This window comes from Herbaspirillum hiltneri N3, from assembly GCF_001267925.1.
In the GTDB taxonomy this organism is placed as follows: Bacteria; Pseudomonadota; Gammaproteobacteria; order Burkholderiales; family Burkholderiaceae_D; genus Herbaspirillum; species Herbaspirillum hiltneri.
This window is the reverse complement of the sequence record NZ_CP011409.1, coordinates 3,518,770-3,535,536: the sequence shown is the minus strand read 5'-3', so window position 1 is coordinate 3,535,536 and position 16,767 is coordinate 3,518,770. Positions and strand designations below refer to the sequence as shown.

Genomic DNA, 16,767 nt, shown 5'->3' with positions numbered 1-16,767 from the left:
CTCATGTTCTCCATCAAGGTCAGATTGCTTCCGCCACCACAGGGATATCGATCAGCTTGCGCTCGGCAACCGTGGCCGGGCGAATCTGGCCGCGCTCGTCGACGAACTTGACGTTCTGGTCGGCTTCCTTGCTGTTGACGAAGTGGCGGAAGCGCTTGCGTGTCTCCGGATCGGTGACGGCCTTCTTCCATTCGCATTCGTAAGTGTCGACCACGTGCTGCATGTCGGCTTCCAGTTCGGCGGCGATCGCCAGCTTGTCGTCGATGACCACGCTCTTCAGGTAATCGAGACCGCCTTCGAGGTTGTCGCGCCAGGTGCTGGTGCGTTGCAGGCGGTCGGCGGTGCGCACGTAGAACATCAGGAAGCGGTCGATGTAGCGGATCATGGTCGCCTTGTCGAGATCGGAGGCGATCAGTTCGGCGTGGCGCGGCTTCATGCCGCCGTTGCCGCAGACGTACAGGTTCCAGCCTTTCTCAGTGGCGATGATGCCGACGTCCTTGCCTTGCGCTTCGGCGCATTCGCGGGTGCAGCCGGACACGCCGAACTTGATCTTGTGCGGCGAACGCAGGCCCTTGTAGCGGTTTTCCAGTTCGATTGCCAGGCCGACGCTGTCGTCCACGCCGTAGCGGCACCAGGTCGAACCGACGCAGGATTTCACCGTGCGCAGCGACTTGCCGTAGGCGTGGCCGGTTTCAAAGCCGGCGGCGATCAGTTCTTCCCAGATATCAGGCAATTGCTCGACGCGGGCGCCGAACAGGTCGACGCGCTGGCCGCCCGTGATCTTGGTGTAGAGGCCGTATTTCTTGGCGACCTGTCCGACCGCGATCAGGCCGTCCGGCGTGACTTCGCCGCCGGCCATCCGTGGCACCACCGAGTACGTGCCATCCTTCTGGATGTTGCCGAGGAAGTAGTCGTTAGAATCCTGCAGGCTGGCGTGTTCCTTCTTGAGCACGAAATCATTCCAGCAGGAAGCCAGAATGTTCGCCGCGACCGGCTTGCAGACGTCGCAGCCGAGGCCCTTGCCATGCTGCGCCAGCAAGTCGCCGAAGCTCTTGATCTTGTTCACGCGCACCAGGTGATGCAGCTCCTGGCGCGAGTAAGGGAAGTGTTCGCAGACGTGGTTGTTGACGGCCAGGCCTTGTTTTTTCATCTCGGCCTTCATCACCTGCGTCACCAGCGGCACGCAGCCGCCGCAGGCGGTGCCGGCCTTGGTGCAGCTCTTGAGTTCGCCGATGGTGGTCACGCCCGAGGCCACCGCTGCGCATAGCTGTCCCTTGGAAACGTTGTTGCATGAACAGATCTGTGCGCTGTCGGGCAGGGCGTCGACGCCGAGGCCGACCTTGGCCTTGCCGTCGGCTTGCGGCAGGATCAGGAACTCGGGCGATTCCGGCAGTTCGATGCGGTTGAGCATCATCTGCAGCAGCGTGCCGTATTCGGCGGCGTCGCCGACCATCACCGCGCCGAGCAGGTGCTTGCCCGATTCGGAGACCACGATCTTCTTGTAGATCTGCTTGCGTTCGTCGGTGAACTGATAGGAGCGCGCGCCGGCTTCCTTGCCGTGCGGGTCGCCGATGCTGGCGACGTCCACGCCCATCAGTTTGAGCTTGGTGCTCATGTCGGCGCCGTTGAATTGCTGCACTTCGGCGGCGTCATTCAGGTGTGCCAGCATGTGCTTGGCAGCGGTGCGCGCCATGTCGTAGCCGGGCGCCACCAGGCCGAAGATCTTGCCGTTCCACAGTGCGCATTCGCCGATGGCGTAGACGTCGGGATCGGAGGTGATGCAGCTGTTGTCGATCACGATACCGCCGCGGTCGCCGACCTTCAGGCCTGACTCGCGCGCCAGTTCGTCGCGCGGACGGATGCCGGCCGAGAATACGATCATGTCGGTGTCGAGGTGGGTGCCGTCCTCGAAGTTCATGCGATGCGTGCCGGTCTTGCCGTCGACGATTTCCAGCGTGTTCTTTTGCGTGTGGGCGGTGACGCCGAGATCCTGGATCTTCTGGCGCAGGATGCGGCCGCCGCTCTCGTCGACCTGCACCGCCATGAGGCGCGGGGCGAATTCGACCACATGCGTTTCCAGGTTCATGTCGCGCAGCGCTTTGGCGCATTCCAGGCCGAGCAGGCCGCCGCCGATCACCACGCCGGTCTTGGAACGCTTGCCGCACTCAAGCATGGCTTCGAGGTCTTCGATGGTGCGGTAGACGAAACAATCCTTGCGCTGGTTGCCCGCGACGGTGGGGACAAAAGGATAGGATCCCGTGGCCATGACCAGCTTGTCATAGGCGAGTGTTTCCACGGCGCCGTTGATGTTGACCGTGACGGTCTTGCCGGTGATGTCGATGTTCTGCGCCTTGGCGTTGAGCTTCAGGTCGAAGTCGACGGTGCTCTTGCCGGCGTCGAAGAAGCCCGGTGCAACCAGTGACAAGTCGTCGGCGGATTTGCCGGCGAAGAATTCGGACAGGTGCACGCGGTCGTAGGCCGGACGCGGCTCTTCGCACAGTACGGTGACTTTGAGGTTGGCGGCGCCGCTTTCAGCCAGCGACTCCAGGAATTTGTGACCGACCATGCCGTGGCCAATGACGATGATGTTCATGATCAGGTTCTCCTCAGGCGGGAATATTGTTGGCGCCGACGGCCAGTGCCGGCTCGTCGTTCTTGTCGCTGGCGGTGAAGCGCACGGCGACCGCGCACAGCGCCGAGATCGTCACGAGCACGCCGAGCATGCTCAGGGTCTGCTGGGTGTCGCCCAGTCCCTTCATCAGGAAGCCGGCCAGCACCGCACCGACGTTGCCGCCCGCGCCGATGATGCCGGCCACGCCGCCCAGCGCCTTGCGATCGATGAACGGCACCAGCGCATAGGTCGCGCCGCATGCCATGTGGGTGAACAGGCCGAAGCACAGCATCGCGATCACTGCCAGCGTGACGCTGCCGGCATGGGCAAACCACAGCAGGCCGAGGCCTTCGCCGAGCATCATGACGAACAACAGCGTGGCGCGGCGGTTGAGGCCGCCGCTACCGCCGACCCGGGCAACCTTGTCCGAGATGATGCCGCCCAGCGCGCGTGCAAACAGCGCCAGCAAACCGAAGCTGGCGGCGGCGATGCCGGCGCTCTTCAACGACAGGCCGAAGTGATCGACGTAATAGATGGCGGCGATGTTGTGGATGAAGATTTCCACGCCGAAGCAGGCGCCGTAGGTGATGAACAGCATCCACACGCGGTAGTTGGCGCTGGCGGCGCGAAAACTCGCCCAGCCGCCTTTTTTGCCGCTTTCGATGACGATGCCGGCGGCGCGCAGTTCGTCGAAGTTGCCTTGCGGGCAATCCTGCGTGAAGTGCCAGTAGACTGCCGCCATCGCCAGCATCATAAGGCCCGGCACCAGCAGCGCGACGCGCCAGCCAAGGTTGTCGCCCACGCCCAGCATCAGCATCGCGGCCAGCAGCAGCGGCATCAGGCCTTGCGCCACACCGCCCCCGGCATTGCCCCAGCCGGCGGTCGCCGCATTGGCGGTACCCACCACGTTGGGCGCGAACATCACCGAGGTATGGTATTGGGTGATTACGAAACTGGCGCCGACCGCGCCGATGCACAGGCGGAAGAACAGGAAAGTTTCATAGGTCTGCGCGAAGCCGACACCGATCACCGGCAGCGCACCGATCAGCAGCAGGCCGGTGTAGGCCTTGCGCGGACCGTAGCGGTCGCAGAGCGGGCCGATCACCAGGCGCACCAGGATGGTGACGGCGACGGCGGCGATGTTGATGTTGGCGATCTGCTGCACGGTCAGGCCGAGCTGGCCCTTGATGACCGGCATCAGCGGCGCGCAGGCGAACCAGGCGAAGAAGCAGACGAAGAAGGCCATCCAGGTCAGGTGGAAGGCGCGCATCTGCGGCGAACTGAGGGAAAAGAGCTGAATCTTGCTCGCCTTGCTGGTGCTGTTTTGAGTGTCAGGAGTTGCGGCCATTTTTATCCCGTTAAAAACAAAAAGGCGCCCGCTCAACAAGGCATGAATGCCAAGCTAAGCGGACGCCGTTGTCCTGCAGATCCGTCTTTAGATCGGCATTAAAAATAGTGAAAACCGGTGGATCGTCGTTGATCCATGCGAGGACATATGCAAAGCCTGTGCCAGAAGGTCTGAATCGCCGGCTGGACAAGGATCGCGGGGTGATTCGCGGGCGTCTGCGGGGAGCCGGGACGGGGATACGTTGCAACCATATATGTCATGTTGTGATGTGTCGCGGTGCAGCCTGCCCGTAAATGGTGCGGTGCACCGGGCGTTTTTGGACCGCCCTCTTGGCGGGGGCGCAGACTTGCCGTATTGCAAATGGTCGCACCAAAAATCCTGTGCTTTGCAGGATCAGGCAATCGTGCGGCAGCATTGGTCTACCGTTGCGGATGGCGTGGCTCTTACCATGGCCTCACGTCATTCACAGGAGTCGACATGCAACATATCAACGAGATCTACATCAACGGCCGCTTTGTCCAGCCGCACGGAACCGAGGTGATGGAACTGATCAATCCGTCCGACAAGACCGTCATCGGCGCTGCGCGCCTGGCCGACGAAGAAGACGCGCGCCAGGCCATCGCTGCCGCCAAGGCCGCCTACAAGACCTGGTCGCGCAGCAGCAGGCAGGAGCGCGCCGCCTATCTGCAGGCCATGCACGACGCCGTCCAGCGCCGCGCACCGGAACTGGTCGACGTCATGATCCGCGAGTACGGCGGCACGCGCCGCATGTGCAGCGCCACGGTGGCGCGTTCGGCCAACAGCTTCCTGCTGGCGATCGAATTGCTGGAGACTTTCGACTTCGTGCGCCAGGCCGGTACCGCCCGCGTGACCATGGAGCCGCTCGGCGTGGTCGGCCTGATCACGCCATGGAACGCCAACTACGGCTTCATCTGCAGCAAGCTGGCGACCGCGCTGGTGGCGGGCAGCACCACCGTCATCAAGCCCAGCGAATTGAGCGCCATGCAGACGCGCCTGCTGACGCAATGCCTGCATGAAGCGGGCCTGCCGCCGGGCGTGTTCAATATCGTCACCGGCCGGGGCGACACCGTCGGCGCCGAAATCACGCACCATCCCGACATCGCCAAGATTTCCTTCACCGGTTCCACCGCGGTCGGCAAGCAGATCGCGCGCGGCGCGGTCGATACCATGAAGCGCGTCACGCTGGAACTGGGCGGCAAGTCGCCCAACATCCTGCTCGACGATGCCGATCTGGAGACGGCGATTCCGCAGGCGCTGACCGCTGCGTACTTCAACAACGGACAGGCCTGTCTGGCGGCGACGCGCCTGATCGTGCCGGAACGGCGCCTGGAAGAGGTGAAGATGCTGGTCAGGAAGGCCGTGGCGGCGATAAAGGTCGGCCATCCCGGCGACGAAGACACGATGCTCGGTCCGCTGGTCACGCAAAAGCAATACGAGCGCGTGCAAAGCTACATCCGTCTCGGCATCGAAGAGGGCGCCGAATTGCTGACCGGCGGCGAAGGGCATCCGGAAGGAATGGACCATGGCTATTTCGTCAAGCCAACGGTCTTCGTCAACGTCACCAACGACATGCGCATCGCCCGCGAAGAAATCTTCGGCCCGGTGCTGTCGATCCTGACTTACCGTACCGAAGAAGAAGCGATCGACATTGCCAATGACACGGTGTACGGTTTGCATGGCTATGTCAGCGGCGCCGATAGGGAACGCGCCAATCGCGTCGCCTCGCAGATCGTCGCCGGGCGCGTCTTCATCAACGGCCTGTATGACGAACCGCGTGCGCCGTTCGGCGGCTTCAAGCAATCCGGCATCGGCCGCGAATTCGGTCCTTATGGCCTGGAAGCTTATGTTGAACCGAAAGCCATCATTGGTTACGATGTCCCGGTCCATGAAAACACCCAACGCTGACATCCTCGCCGCGCCATCCACTTCTTCCGATCTGCTGTCGCAGCTGCGGGCGGAGGTGGCTGCGCATTTCGCGAACGTGCCGGTCACGCAGCGCGACGTTGCCACCACGATTCCCTATCTTTCCTTCATCCGCATTTGCCGGCCCACGGATCTGAGCCGCGGCATGCTGCAGCCGTCCATGTGCCTGGTGGTTCAGGGCCGCAAGAAGGTGCTGATCGGCAAGGACGTCAATGACTATGGCAGCGGCAGCTATGTGCTGTCGGCAATCGACTTGCCGGTCTCCGGGCAGATCGTGGAAGCGGATGACGCGGCACCGTACTACGGCGTGCGCATCGATCTCGATCCGAAGGAGATCGCCGCCTTCATCATTGAACTCAACATTCCCGCGCCGCCCAAACGCGGCGTCCGCGTGGGCGCCTACGTGGAGGCATCGGGTGCCGAGCTGCAGGAGGCTTTCTTGCGGCTGATCCGCCTGTTGAACAAGCCGCAGGACATTGCGGCGATGTCGCGCATCCTCAAGTTGGAAATCATGTATCGCCTGATCACGGCGCAGAACGGCGACGTGCTGTACCACACCGTGTTGTCGCACTATCAGGAGCGCGGCGTCAACGACGCCATCCAGTGGATCAAGCAGCACTATGCCGAGCCGATGTCGATCGAGAAGCTCGCCCGGCAGGTGCGCATGAGCGTGTCGGCGCTGCATCACCGCTTCAAGGCGACCACGGTGATGAGCCCGCTGCAGTACCAGAAGCAGACGCGCCTGCTGGAAGCACGCCGCATGCTCATGGCCGGCGGCGTCGAGGCCGCTACGGTGGCGTATCAGGTCGGTTACGAAAGTCCGTCGCAGTTCAGCCGCGAATACCGGCGCCTGTTCGGCGCATCGCCGTTGCAGGACGTCGAATACCTCAGGCAGCACGTGGTGGAATAGGCGGCAAGCAAAGCGGCCGCCAGGCGGACTCGGACTACCAGCGCAGCAACGCCGGTCCCAGCAGCCACCCCGTCACGGCGGGAATCAACATGCCGGCGAGATACCAGATCCCCCAGAACGGCACGCCCATTTCCGGACAGTGGAGGCAATAGGCGACGGTCGCCACCGCTCCCGCCAGCAGGCCAGCCATGGCGCCGGCCGCTCGCAGGCGGGTGGGCGCCAGCTGGCGCACCGCCCAGACGATGGTCGCGCCGCACGGTAATGACAGCAGCGCGATATTGAACGGGCAACGGCGCCAGGTGAAGCCCATGATCAGGTTCAGGCGTTCGCTGTCCGGCGCCGCGGCCAGCACCGCCAGCGCGGCGATCCAGATCACCAGCACCGGCGCAGCCGGCGCCAGCCAGCGCTTGCCCACGCCTGCGCCGGGGCGGCTCAGGCGCGCCAGCAGCCACAGCGAAGCGACCGCCACCGAAAAGGGAAAAGCCATCTTGAACCAGAACAGCGGCGTCACCAGCATCGTAGAGATATCCGGACGGATGCCGAAGCGCAGCACCATCAGGATGAACGCGCCCGTGCCGCCGACGATGATGGCCTGCGCAAAACGCCTGGCCTGCACGTGACGATCCACCGGCTTGACGCCGGTAGCGAGCATGGAAATGAAATCGTCCGTCTTCATGAAAACAATCTTATCTTTGCAGCCAGCGATTTGAGGCCGCGGTGTATGCCTATTTTAACGGCGGATTCGGACAAGCCGGTCAGTTGTGCGGTTTCCGTCACCGACATGCCTTGCAGCTTGACGTGCATGATCGGCAGGCGCTGCTTGTCAGGCAGTTGCTCCAGCAGCACGCCGATGTCGCGCTTGGCATCGTTGGCCGGTTCTTCGTCGGAGCTGGAGAAGATGTCGACATAGTCGTCCAGCGGCTCGTTGAAGGCGTCGTGGCGCGAGCGCATGCGCAGGAAATCCATCAGCTTGTAGCGCGCGATGGCATAGACCCATGCCGTCAGAGGTTCTTCCGCGCGATAGGTGTGGCGCGCGTTGTGCACGGCCAGCAAGGTTTCCTGGACGATATCCTCGACCTCGTCGTGCAGATGAAACAGGCGCTTCCTCACATAGGCGCGCAGGCGGCCGCTGAGTTCGCCGAGAAAGGCGTGATAGGCGGTTTCATCGCCGTCCAGTCCGGCCAGAAGCAGCGTCTTCAGACGCTCTTCGACGGACTTCCCCGGATCGGTTTCTGCTGTTGTCGTCAGTCGCTTCATCCGGCGGCCACTGTATGGGTATGGCGAGGGCAATGGTCGATCGCAGACGTGTTCCGTGCTGCGGCTTGTTTTAGATCAATTGTTTTAAAATGATATACTAGCCGCCTCAACTGAGCAATCACGGCAATCACAGGGCTTTCACACGCTGCATGGCACGACCACGCGAATTCGACGAAGCAGCGGCGCTTGACGCCGCCGTCCAGTGCTTCTGGACCCGCGGCTACGAAGCCACCTCGGTGCGCGAGCTGGCCGACAGCATGGGCATCACCGGCGCCAGTCTCTACAACGCCTTCGGCGACAAGCGCGCCCTGTACCGGCGCGCGCTGGACCGCTATGTCGAACAGAGCTTCCTCGACCGCGTTGGCCGGTTCGAGAACCACATGCCGCCGCGCGCCGCCATCGCCGCCTTCTTCGACGAGATCATCAGGCGTTCGCTGGCCGACAAGGATCGCAAGGGCTGCATGCTGGTCAATTCGGCGCTTGAAGTCGCGCCGCACGATCCCGAATTCCAGCGCGTGGTCGCCGACGTGCTGGTGCAGGTGGAATCCTTCTTTCGCCGTTGCGTCGCCGCTGGCCAGGGCGACGGCAGCATTTCCTCCGCGCAGTCGGCGCACGATATGGGACGCTTCCTGCTGAGCACCTTGCTCGGCATCCGCGTATTGGCGCGCACTCGTCCCGAGCGCGCCTTGCTCGAAGGACTGGTGCGACCGGTCGCCGCCTTGCTCGATCCCTGAGTTCTCCGTCTGCAGCACCTTCGCATCCTCTACCAGCGTAACAGGCGCGGGCCGAGCAGGGCGCCCGCCGCCGTCGGCGCCAGCATGCCGATCACATACCAGACGCCCCAGAACGGCATCGCCATTTCCGTGCAATACAAGGTGTAGACCACCACGCCCTGGGCGCCGGCCACCAGCCCGATGCTGGCCCCGGTCAGCATCAGCCGCGTCGGCGCCAGTCCGCGCATGGCCCAGAACATCGACAGGAAAGTCGGCAGCGACAGCAGCGCGATATTCAATGAGCACACTTGCCAGGTCGATCCCAGCACCAGCGCCAGCCGCAGCGATGGCGGCGCCAGCAGCAGGAAGCCGATGCTGGCCAGCCAGATCGCCAGTACCGGCAGGGCCAGCAGGATCAGTCGCTGCGCCCCGAGCAAGGCGCCCGGACGCGCCAGCCGGGCGGTGACGCCCTGTGCCGACACCAGCACCGCCAGCGGAAACGACACCTTGACCCAGAACCAGGGCGTCGTCAGCAATTCCGGCATGTCGCCGCGTATGCCGTAGGCGGCCACCAGCAGCGCGGAGGCGCCCAGCAGGCCGCTCAGCAGCGCCAGTCCCAGGCGCTTGCTCAATATGTCGGGATCGCTGCGCGTGGTTCCGGTTGCCAGCATGGACACCAGATCAGGTGTTTTCATCAGATTCTCCAGCTTGCGTCTTCTGCCCATGGACCGCCACCGGCCCGGCAAGACGCCTTGCCTATAGGTTCGTCGACGCGGCCGATCCGGTTACAGGGTCTGCAAAATAAATATTTCAAATTTATTTTCGAGCGGCTGTAACCGGATCGCCATTCCTTGCGAATTAACCTTCAGATCATCTGCACAACACGCCGTATCGCAGGTATCTGGATACCACCGACGTTCTACTTTCACTTTCCAATCTGAGGAGCACTTCCATGAACACCATCAAACTCGCTACCGCCGCTTTCACCCTGGCCGCCCTGACATCCGGCATCGCCATGGCGCAAAACGCACCGGCCGCCGCCAAGACCGCAGTTGAGAAATGCTATGGCGTCTCGCTGGCCGGCCAGAACGATTGCAAGGCAGGCGAAGGCACCACCTGCGCCGGCACCGCCAAGATGGACTACCAGGGCAACGCCTGGAAGAATGTCCCGGCCGGCACCTGCACCAGCATCAAGACGCCGAAGGGCATGGGTTCCCTGAACGCGGTCTGATTTAGTCCCGGAGCCTGAAATGAAAGCGACACTGGGTGCGGGCCTGGGCCTGAAGCCGCAGCATTTCGACGAAGCGCTGCAGTGCACGCAAGACGACATGTGGTTTGAAGTCCATCCCGAGAACTACCTGATGGCGGGCGGTCCGCGGCTGGCATGGCTGGAAGCGGTACGCAGCCGCCATCCGCTCTCGCTGCACGGGGTGTCGCTTTCATTTGCGGGCGAAGCGCCGCCCGACGAACGCCATCTCAGCCGCCTGGCTGCATTGATGCGTCGCGTCGAGCCGGCGCTGATTTCCGAACATCTGGCCTGGTCGACGCTGGACGGGCGCTATTATCCCGACCTGTTGCCGGTGCCGCGCACCAGCGCCGTGCTGGCGCGCACGGCCGCCAATATCCGGCGCGCGCAGGATCACTTGCAACATCGCATCGCCATCGAGAATCCGTCGCACTATCTGCGCATGGACAATCACGACTGGAGCGAAACCGATTTCCTCGACGAGCTGGTCCGCCGCAGCGGCTGCGGCTTGCTGGTCGACATCAATAACGTCTGCGTCAGCGCCCACAACATCGGTTACGACGCCCGCACCTATCTCGACAACCTGCCTGCCGAGGCGATCCTGGAGATCCATCTGGCCGGTCACGGCATCGACGCCGATGGCGGCGCCGGTGTTCCTCTGCTGATCGATTCGCACGATGCGCCGGTCGCCGAGGCGGTCTGGACGTTGTATCGGCATCTGATCGACCGCATCGGCGAGCGGCCGACGCTGATCGAGCGCGACGACAAGATTCCCGGTTTTGCCGAACTGCTTGCCGAACGCAATCAGGCGCAGGACATCCTGACGGCGCAAGGAGCGCTGAAATGAACGGCATCGGCGACTTCCAGCGTGACTTCATCCGGGCCATCTATGGTGTCGGCTCGGGCGACGCAGCGTCATCTCTGTCGGCATTGACTTCGCAGCCCGGCTTCAAGGTCTATCGCAACACCGTTCTCAAAGCCAGTGTCGATGCGCTCGCCGCGAACTATCCGACCATCGTGCGATTGGTCGGCGACGAATGGTTTCGCTCGGCCGCGCTCATCCACGCCTGCGCCGAGCCGCCTGAAAGCGTTTGCCTGATCGAATACGGCCAAGGCTTCGCCGGCTTCCTCGATGGATTTGGGCCGGCCGCGGACTTGCCGTATCTCGGAGACGTTGCGCGTCTCGACCGTTGCTGGACCGAATGCCACGTCGCCGCCGACGAAGCGGCACTGGATTCTTCCATGCTTGCCGCATTGAGCGAAGCCGATCTGCTGCGCAGCGCCTTGCACCCGCGCGCAAGCGTGCGCTGGCGCTGGGCGCCGTCACAGCCGGCGTTTTCCATCTGGCAAGCCAACCGCGCACAGCGTGCACTTGCCGGCCAGCTGGACTGGAGCGGCGAGGGCGCCTTGCTCAGCCGCATCGACGGCCAGGTCGCGTGGCAAGCCGCAAGCCGGGGCATGTGCGTCTTTCTCGATGCCTGCGCCGCCGGCGATGACTTGCAGAGCGCCACCGGCCAGGCGGTCGCCGCCGAACCGGAGCTCGACGTCGCGCATCTGCTCGGCACGCTGATCAGCGCGCAGGCGTTTGCTTCTCCCTTTTCAATTACCTCAACCACTTCAGCTACCGACTGATATCCGTACGGAGACCGCCATGTCCACTTCCACATCGACCATCGCCGCATCCAGGCCGAACACGCCGGTCGCTTACTACAACCGTGCCGTCGACCGCCTGGCGCCGCTGATCGGCGAGTCGCTACTGGCATTGGTGGCGCGCATCGCGATGGCCGCCGTGTTCTTCTTGTCGGGCCGCACCAAGGTCAGCGGATTCCTGACCATCAAGGACAGCACCTACACGCTGTTCGAGCAGGAATACAAGCTGCCGCTGCTGCCGCCGGAAATCGCCGCGCACCTGGCCGCCTATGCGGAACATTTCTTCCCGTTGCTGCTGGTGCTGGGCCTGTTCACGCGCTCGGCGGCACTGGGGCTGCTGGGCATGACCGCGGTGATCGAGATCTTCGTCTATCCCGATGCCTGGCCGACGCACCTGACCTGGGCCGGCTTGCTGCTGTTGCTGGTCGCGCGCGGCGGCGGCGCCTGGTCGCTGGATCGCCTGTTCGGCATCAAATAATCCACCCTCACGGAATGAGCCTGCCATGTTCGCCACACTGAAGATCCGCACCAGCCTGCTGTTCGTCCTCGGCATTTTTTCGTTGGCGTTATGGACGGCGGTGTTTATCGCCTGGACCGACGCCCGCCTGTCGGCGCGCGCCATGAATGAGCTGATCGAATTGTCCGATCGGCAGATCCAGCCGCTGCACGAAGTCGAGCGGCTGTTTCAGTCGACCCTGATCAACATGGACAACGCCTACATCAACCTGGTGCGCGGCGATCAGGTCAAGGCCAACGACTACACCCGCAAGGCCTCGACCGCATTGCAGGAAGCCAAGAAAACCTTCGATGCCTATCGCAAGGGCGACAAGTCCGAAGCCGGGCTGGCGGAGCGTTCGCGACAGGTCGGCGGCGCCTACGACGCCTACACCAAGGTGCTGGAAGCGCGCGAGGTAGCCCTGTACGATGTCTCGCTTGACGCCTATGCCGCCGCGACCACCAGCGCCGAAGACGCCGACCGCATGTTCGCCGCCACGCTGCGCAAGGTCATCACCCATGCCGAATCGGTGCGCGACCGGCTGAGCGCCGATTCCGAACGCCGCTATGCCATCGCCGCCTATCTGGCCGGCGGCCTGTTCGTCTTTTCACTGTTGCTGGTCGGCTTGTACTGGATGCTGTTCGCGCGCGTGCTGTTGCGTCCGCTGGCGACCACCGGCAGGCATTTCGACCGGATCGCTGGCGGCGACCTGAGCGCGCCCGTGGAAGGCGCATCCAGCAATGAAATAGGCGTGCTGCTCGGTGCCCTGCAACGGATGCAGCAAGGTCTGGTGGAAACCGTCTCATCGATCCGCAGCGGCACCGAGGACGTCAATCGCAGTGCGGGTGACATCGCCCACGGCAACATCGATCTGGCCGCACGTACCGAACAGCAGGCTTCCTCGCTGGAGGAAACCGCGGCGACGCTCGAACAACTGTCCGCCGCCGTCAAGCAGAACGCCGAGAACACGCTCCACACCAACCGGCTGGCCGCCACTGCCGCCGGCGACGCCGTCAAGGGTGGGGAACTGATGATGCGCATCGTCGGCACCATGGATCAAGTCTCCAGCAGCGCCAGCAAGATTTCGGAGATCGTCAGCGTGATCGATGGCATCGCCTTCCAGACCAATATCCTCGCGCTCAACGCCGCCGTCGAGGCGGCCCGTGCCGGCACTCAGGGGCGCGGATTCGCGGTGGTCGCCACGGAAGTGCGCTCGCTGGCGTTGCGCAGCGCCGAGGCAGCCAAGGAGGTGAAAGTGCTGATCGGGGAATCGGCCGCCTGCATCGATCTGGCCTCGGCGCAGGTGATGGAAACCGGCCGCGCGATGGAACAGATCGTCACCTCCGTCAACACGGTGATGAACACCATGAACGACATCTCCGTCGCCACCCAAGAACAGGCGGAAGGCCTGGAGCAGGTCAGCCGGGTTGTGGTCGAAATGGACAAATCCACGCAAGAAAATGCCGCGCTGGTCGACCATACGGCCGCGGCGGCGAATGCCTTGACGCGCCAGGCTGGCAGTCTGTTGGAATCGGTATCGGTGTTCAGTATCGACACCGCCGAACCGTTGCCGCCGGAGACGCCTTTGCTTGCGCCAGGGCTGTCGCAGCCGGATCGCGAACCAGCAGCGGCGTCAATGCGCGCGTTGGGCTATGACCGCGCTCGCGCCTGAGATGTTCAGGATCGCATCGATTGTTTCTGAAATTGCTCGAATCGGTGCAGTTCTTTCTCGATCGCCGCTGTCAGTGATCTGGATTTTTTCTCGATCCAGGTCCACTTCTGCACCAGCAGTTTGCCGCTCTTGCGATCCATCTTGAGATCGAGCGCCGCGACGATGCGGTCGCCCGCCAGCACCGGCAGCGCGAAGTAGCCGAGCACGCGTTTGTCGGCTGGCACATAGGCTTCGAAGCGGTGTTCGTAATCGAAGAACAGTTCCAGCCGCTTGCGCTGGATCACCAGCGGATCGAAGGGCGAGAGGATGTGCACGCGTTCGCCGGATGCCGGCTCGATGGCGGCATCGAGCAGCGCCGGCTCGATCCAGTGCTGCTGCCTGGGCGCACCTTCGATATGCACCGCGACCAATTTCTTGCGCTTGACGGCAGCGGCGATCAGTTCCTTCACCAGCGGCTTGGCCTGCACGCTGCCGTAGCAAATCGAATCCAGGCTGACCATGCCCTGTGCCTTGAGTGCGCGCCGCAGCAGATATTGCGCGAACTGTTTTTCCTTCACCGGAGCAGGGCGTCGAGACCAGTCGAAATGACGGCCGGCGAGATCGTAGGTCTTGAGCATGCCGGTACGCTTGCTGATCACCAGGTCGCCGATGAAGAAGCCCCATCGCAGCGCGCGCTTCGATGGTTTGCGGCTGCCCCAGGGATGGGTCTTTTCTTCCAGCACGTCGTCGTCGATGTCGCGGATCGACAAGCCGCCTTCCTTGCGGATGCGCCTGAGCAGCGCGGCGTAATCGGCTTCGTCCACGCCGGCGAAAGAGGCGTGCGGGTTGAGGCGCCGCCGTTCCATCTCCGGCAGGAAATGCCGGAACTCCGCGGTCGGCACATAGGCCAGCGCATGCGTCCAGTACTCGAACACCGACTTGTCCACCGACTGCGCCTGCTCCAGATCGCGCAGCCGGTATTCCGGAATGCGCGTGTACAGGATGTGATGGTGGCTGCGTTCGATGACGTTGATGGTGTCGATCTGGACATAACCGAGATGCTCGGTCGCCAACTGCACCGCGGCTGCGCCGCAGCCGTGTCGAGGCGCTGGGCGCGCAGCCAGATGGCGCGCGCCTGGGCGGGAGACAGGGAAAACGAAATTGGACTCATCGGTATGTGTGGGGGTATGCGTACGGTCGTCGGAGATGGATGAGATTGTAGAGAATTTGCTTTCCATGCGCCCGGCGTCTGCATTATTCATACGTCCCGAATAGTCAATTCACTTCCCGGCCATTTATCTGTAACGTCGCAGCCGCGATGATGGCGTCTTGCTTCCATCAGCCGGATACAGGTGCTTCATGCAAAAAAATTCTCCGATTACAACGGCGCCGGCTGCCGGCCGCTTCGTCTTTCCTGCGCTGGCGCGCTGGTATGCGCGGGGCGAAGGCGGCGCCTATGCGCTGCTGCGGTTCGGCTACGGCGCCATCATTTTTACCCACGGTTTGCCCAAGGCATTGGGTGTGTCGCACGGCTCCATGGCCAATCCGATGGCAGGATCGATACGCCTGATCGGCGAAGTCATGGGCCTGCCGTTCGCGCCGCAGCTGGCCTTCCTGGTAATGCTGCTGGAGACCGTGGGCGCGGCGATGCTGGCGCTGGGGTTGCTGACGCGGCCGCTGGCCTTGCTGATGCTCATTGAAATGATCGCCATCAGCTACGCCATGGGCCCGACCTGGCCGTGGATCGACCGCGGCATCGAATACCCGGTGTTGCTGGCGTTGACGGCGCTGTACATGGCAGTGCGCGGCGGCGGCGCCTGGTCGCTCGACAGCCGCTTGAGGCGCGAAATATGAATCCGAATCCTCCTTGATCAAGAAAGAAACACCATGAAATTCGTCAACTATCTCGCCTACACCGATAACCGGAAATTGCTGGCTGAACACGCACCTGCCCACAAACGCTATGTCCAGAGCCTGCTCGATGCAGGCAAGCTGGCCTTCGGCGGGCCGTTTCCCGACGGCAGCGGCGGTCTGCTCGTCTATGAAGTCGCGTCGAAGGAAGAAGCCGAATCCCTGCGCGACCAGGATCCGTTTGCCGTGGCGGGCGTGTTCGTGCGGTCGGAGATCAAGCCCTGGCTGTTGCTGGCGGTGAATTCGGAATTGACAAAGCCGCAGTAAGACCAATCTATCGGATCGGACCCTCATCGGGTCGTCTTTTTTCCTCAGCCGAAGTAATTCCCCCTGAAATTCGGATCAGGGAGTAAAACCGGCATGGCGATAGCTGTCGATGATCTCGTCGTAGACGGTTACGTCGCCATGCCCGCGCGCCATCAGCTGTGCGCCGCCGATCGCTGCGAAGATGCTCATCGCCTGGCGTCGCACGGCCTTCTTCGGCTTGGCTTCAGCGGCGCCCTGCGTGAGCACTTCGGTCAGCCAGTCGACGTTGACGTCATTGAAGCGATTGACTTCGGCACGCACTTCCGGGGGCAGGTCGTGGTGTTCCGCAGACATGATGCCGCACAGGCACATGCGATTGTCGTCCACCAGAGCCGCTCGGAAGATCTCCGTATATTTTTTCACGCGGGTGCGAGCATCCTTGTGCGTCTCCATCAGATTGCTCAGATAGGCGATGCCGTCTTCCGTATAGCGGCGGGCGAGCGCGGCGCCGAGGTCGCCTTTGGTCGGGAAGTGGTAATGCACGCTCGCGCTCTTGATCCCGACTTCCGCCGCCAGGTCGCGAAAACTCAACGCGTTATAGCCGTGCGCCTGCACGGTCTTGCGGGCGGCTGCCATGATTTTCTCGCGGGTATCGATTGCGCTCATGAAGAAATAAACCTCTCTATCGGTAGATAGTTGTTGACAGGAGGGATTGTACTCCCTTATTGTCTATCTACCGATAGATAGATAAATTGATTGGTAAGTAACTTCAACGATATCTCGT

Annotated in this window: 17 protein-coding genes; 10 read left to right on the top strand and 7 right to left on the bottom strand. The window is 62.8% G+C overall.

From position 1 onward, the window contains the following. Window positions 1–19: 19 nt before the first annotated feature. Together nirB and F506_RS16150 are read right to left on the bottom strand one after the other, a co-directional pair. Entirely contained in the window at window positions 20–2,593 is a 2,574-nt protein-coding gene (gene nirB / locus F506_RS16155) for a nitrite reductase large subunit NirB (protein ID WP_053199082.1), read from the bottom strand. 13 nt (window positions 2,594–2,606) lie between these two features. Then, window positions 2,607–3,959 carry an MFS transporter gene (locus tag F506_RS16150; RefSeq protein ID WP_053199081.1) on the bottom strand — a complete coding sequence of 451 codons (1,353 nt, stop codon included), beginning with the start codon at window positions 3,957–3,959 and terminating at the stop codon, window positions 2,607–2,609. Between the two features lie 477 nt (window positions 3,960–4,436). Between F506_RS16150 and F506_RS16145 the strand changes: the two genes are divergently transcribed. Both F506_RS16145 and F506_RS16140 read left to right on the top strand, forming a co-directional pair. Then, a complete protein-coding gene (locus tag F506_RS16145) occupies window positions 4,437–5,885 on the top strand; it encodes an aldehyde dehydrogenase family protein (protein WP_053199079.1) in 1,449 nt (482 codons plus the stop codon). Next, complete coding sequence (locus F506_RS16140; RefSeq protein ID WP_053199077.1) at window positions 5,866–6,813, top strand: AraC family transcriptional regulator; 948 nt, start codon at window positions 5,866–5,868, stop codon at window positions 6,811–6,813. The genes F506_RS16145 and F506_RS16140 overlap by 20 nt, the downstream gene beginning before the upstream one ends. A 34-nt stretch (window positions 6,814–6,847) precedes the next feature. Here the strand turns inward: F506_RS16140 and F506_RS16135 are convergent, their stop codons facing one another. Together F506_RS16135 and F506_RS16130 are read right to left on the bottom strand one after the other, a co-directional pair. After that, the gene (locus F506_RS16135; RefSeq protein WP_053199075.1) at window positions 6,848–7,489 is read right to left on the bottom strand and encodes a DUF1109 domain-containing protein; all 642 of its coding nucleotides are present in this window, start codon (window positions 7,487–7,489) and stop codon (window positions 6,848–6,850) included. Continuing rightward, window positions 7,486–8,070 (bottom strand): sigma-70 family RNA polymerase sigma factor, encoded by a 585-nt coding sequence (locus F506_RS16130; RefSeq protein ID WP_053199072.1) that lies wholly within the window; start codon window positions 8,068–8,070, stop codon window positions 7,486–7,488. Before F506_RS16130 ends, F506_RS16135 begins: the two co-directional genes overlap by 4 nt. A gap of 149 nt (window positions 8,071–8,219) precedes the next feature. On the opposite strand from F506_RS16130, the gene F506_RS16125 reads away from it, so the two are divergent. Further along, window positions 8,220–8,804 (top strand): TetR/AcrR family transcriptional regulator, encoded by a 585-nt coding sequence (locus tag F506_RS16125; RefSeq protein WP_053199070.1) that lies wholly within the window; start codon window positions 8,220–8,222, stop codon window positions 8,802–8,804. A gap of 29 nt (window positions 8,805–8,833) precedes the next feature. Here F506_RS16125 and F506_RS16120 read toward each other — a convergent pair whose 3' ends face one another. Beyond that, window positions 8,834–9,478 carry a DUF1109 domain-containing protein gene (locus F506_RS16120; RefSeq protein WP_053199068.1) on the bottom strand — a complete coding sequence of 215 codons (645 nt, stop codon included), beginning with the start codon at window positions 9,476–9,478 and terminating at the stop codon, window positions 8,834–8,836. Between the two features lie 257 nt (window positions 9,479–9,735). On the opposite strand from F506_RS16120, the gene F506_RS16115 reads away from it, so the two are divergent. Genes F506_RS16115 through F506_RS16095 form a run of 5 tightly spaced genes read left to right on the top strand, consistent with a single transcriptional unit; the run spans window position 9,736 to window position 13,847 of the window. Beyond that, window positions 9,736–10,014, top strand: coding sequence for a BufA1 family periplasmic bufferin-type metallophore (locus F506_RS16115; RefSeq protein WP_053199066.1), 279 nt, complete (start codon window positions 9,736–9,738; stop codon window positions 10,012–10,014). Window positions 10,015–10,033: 19 nt separating this feature from the next. Continuing rightward, window positions 10,034–10,876: an MNIO family bufferin maturase gene (bufB, locus tag F506_RS16110; RefSeq protein ID WP_053199064.1), complete on the top strand. Its 843-nt coding sequence runs from the start codon at window positions 10,034–10,036 to the stop codon at window positions 10,874–10,876. Then, window positions 10,873–11,661 carry an HvfC/BufC N-terminal domain-containing protein gene (locus F506_RS16105; protein ID WP_053199062.1) on the top strand — a complete coding sequence of 263 codons (789 nt, stop codon included), beginning with the start codon at window positions 10,873–10,875 and terminating at the stop codon, window positions 11,659–11,661. The genes bufB and F506_RS16105 overlap by 4 nt, the downstream gene beginning before the upstream one ends. 19 nt (window positions 11,662–11,680) lie before the next feature. After that, window positions 11,681–12,157, top strand: coding sequence for a DoxX family protein (locus F506_RS16100; protein WP_053199059.1), 477 nt, complete (start codon window positions 11,681–11,683; stop codon window positions 12,155–12,157). Window positions 12,158–12,182: 25 nt separating this feature from the next. Further along, window positions 12,183–13,847: a methyl-accepting chemotaxis protein gene (locus F506_RS16095; RefSeq protein ID WP_083457960.1), complete on the top strand. Its 1,665-nt coding sequence runs from the start codon at window positions 12,183–12,185 to the stop codon at window positions 13,845–13,847. 5 nt (window positions 13,848–13,852) lie between these two features. Here the strand turns inward: F506_RS16095 and F506_RS16090 are convergent, their stop codons facing one another. Next, window positions 13,853–14,905, bottom strand: coding sequence for a winged helix-turn-helix domain-containing protein (locus F506_RS16090; RefSeq protein ID WP_235471181.1), 1,053 nt, complete (start codon window positions 14,903–14,905; stop codon window positions 13,853–13,855). Between the two features lie 280 nt (window positions 14,906–15,185). Here F506_RS16090 and F506_RS16085 point away from each other — a divergent pair, with 280 nt between their 5' ends. Next, window positions 15,186–15,680, top strand: a complete 495-nt coding sequence (locus tag F506_RS16085; RefSeq protein ID WP_083457958.1) for a DoxX family protein — start codon at window positions 15,186–15,188, stop codon at window positions 15,678–15,680. Window positions 15,681–15,713: 33 nt separating this feature from the next. Continuing rightward, window positions 15,714–16,004 (top strand): YciI family protein, encoded by a 291-nt coding sequence (locus tag F506_RS16080; RefSeq protein WP_053199058.1) that lies wholly within the window; start codon window positions 15,714–15,716, stop codon window positions 16,002–16,004. Between the two features lie 75 nt (window positions 16,005–16,079). Here F506_RS16080 and F506_RS16075 read toward each other — a convergent pair whose 3' ends face one another. After that, window positions 16,080–16,649, bottom strand: coding sequence for a TetR/AcrR family transcriptional regulator (locus F506_RS16075; RefSeq protein WP_053199057.1), 570 nt, complete (start codon window positions 16,647–16,649; stop codon window positions 16,080–16,082). Between the last annotated feature and the right edge of the window lie 118 nt (window positions 16,650–16,767).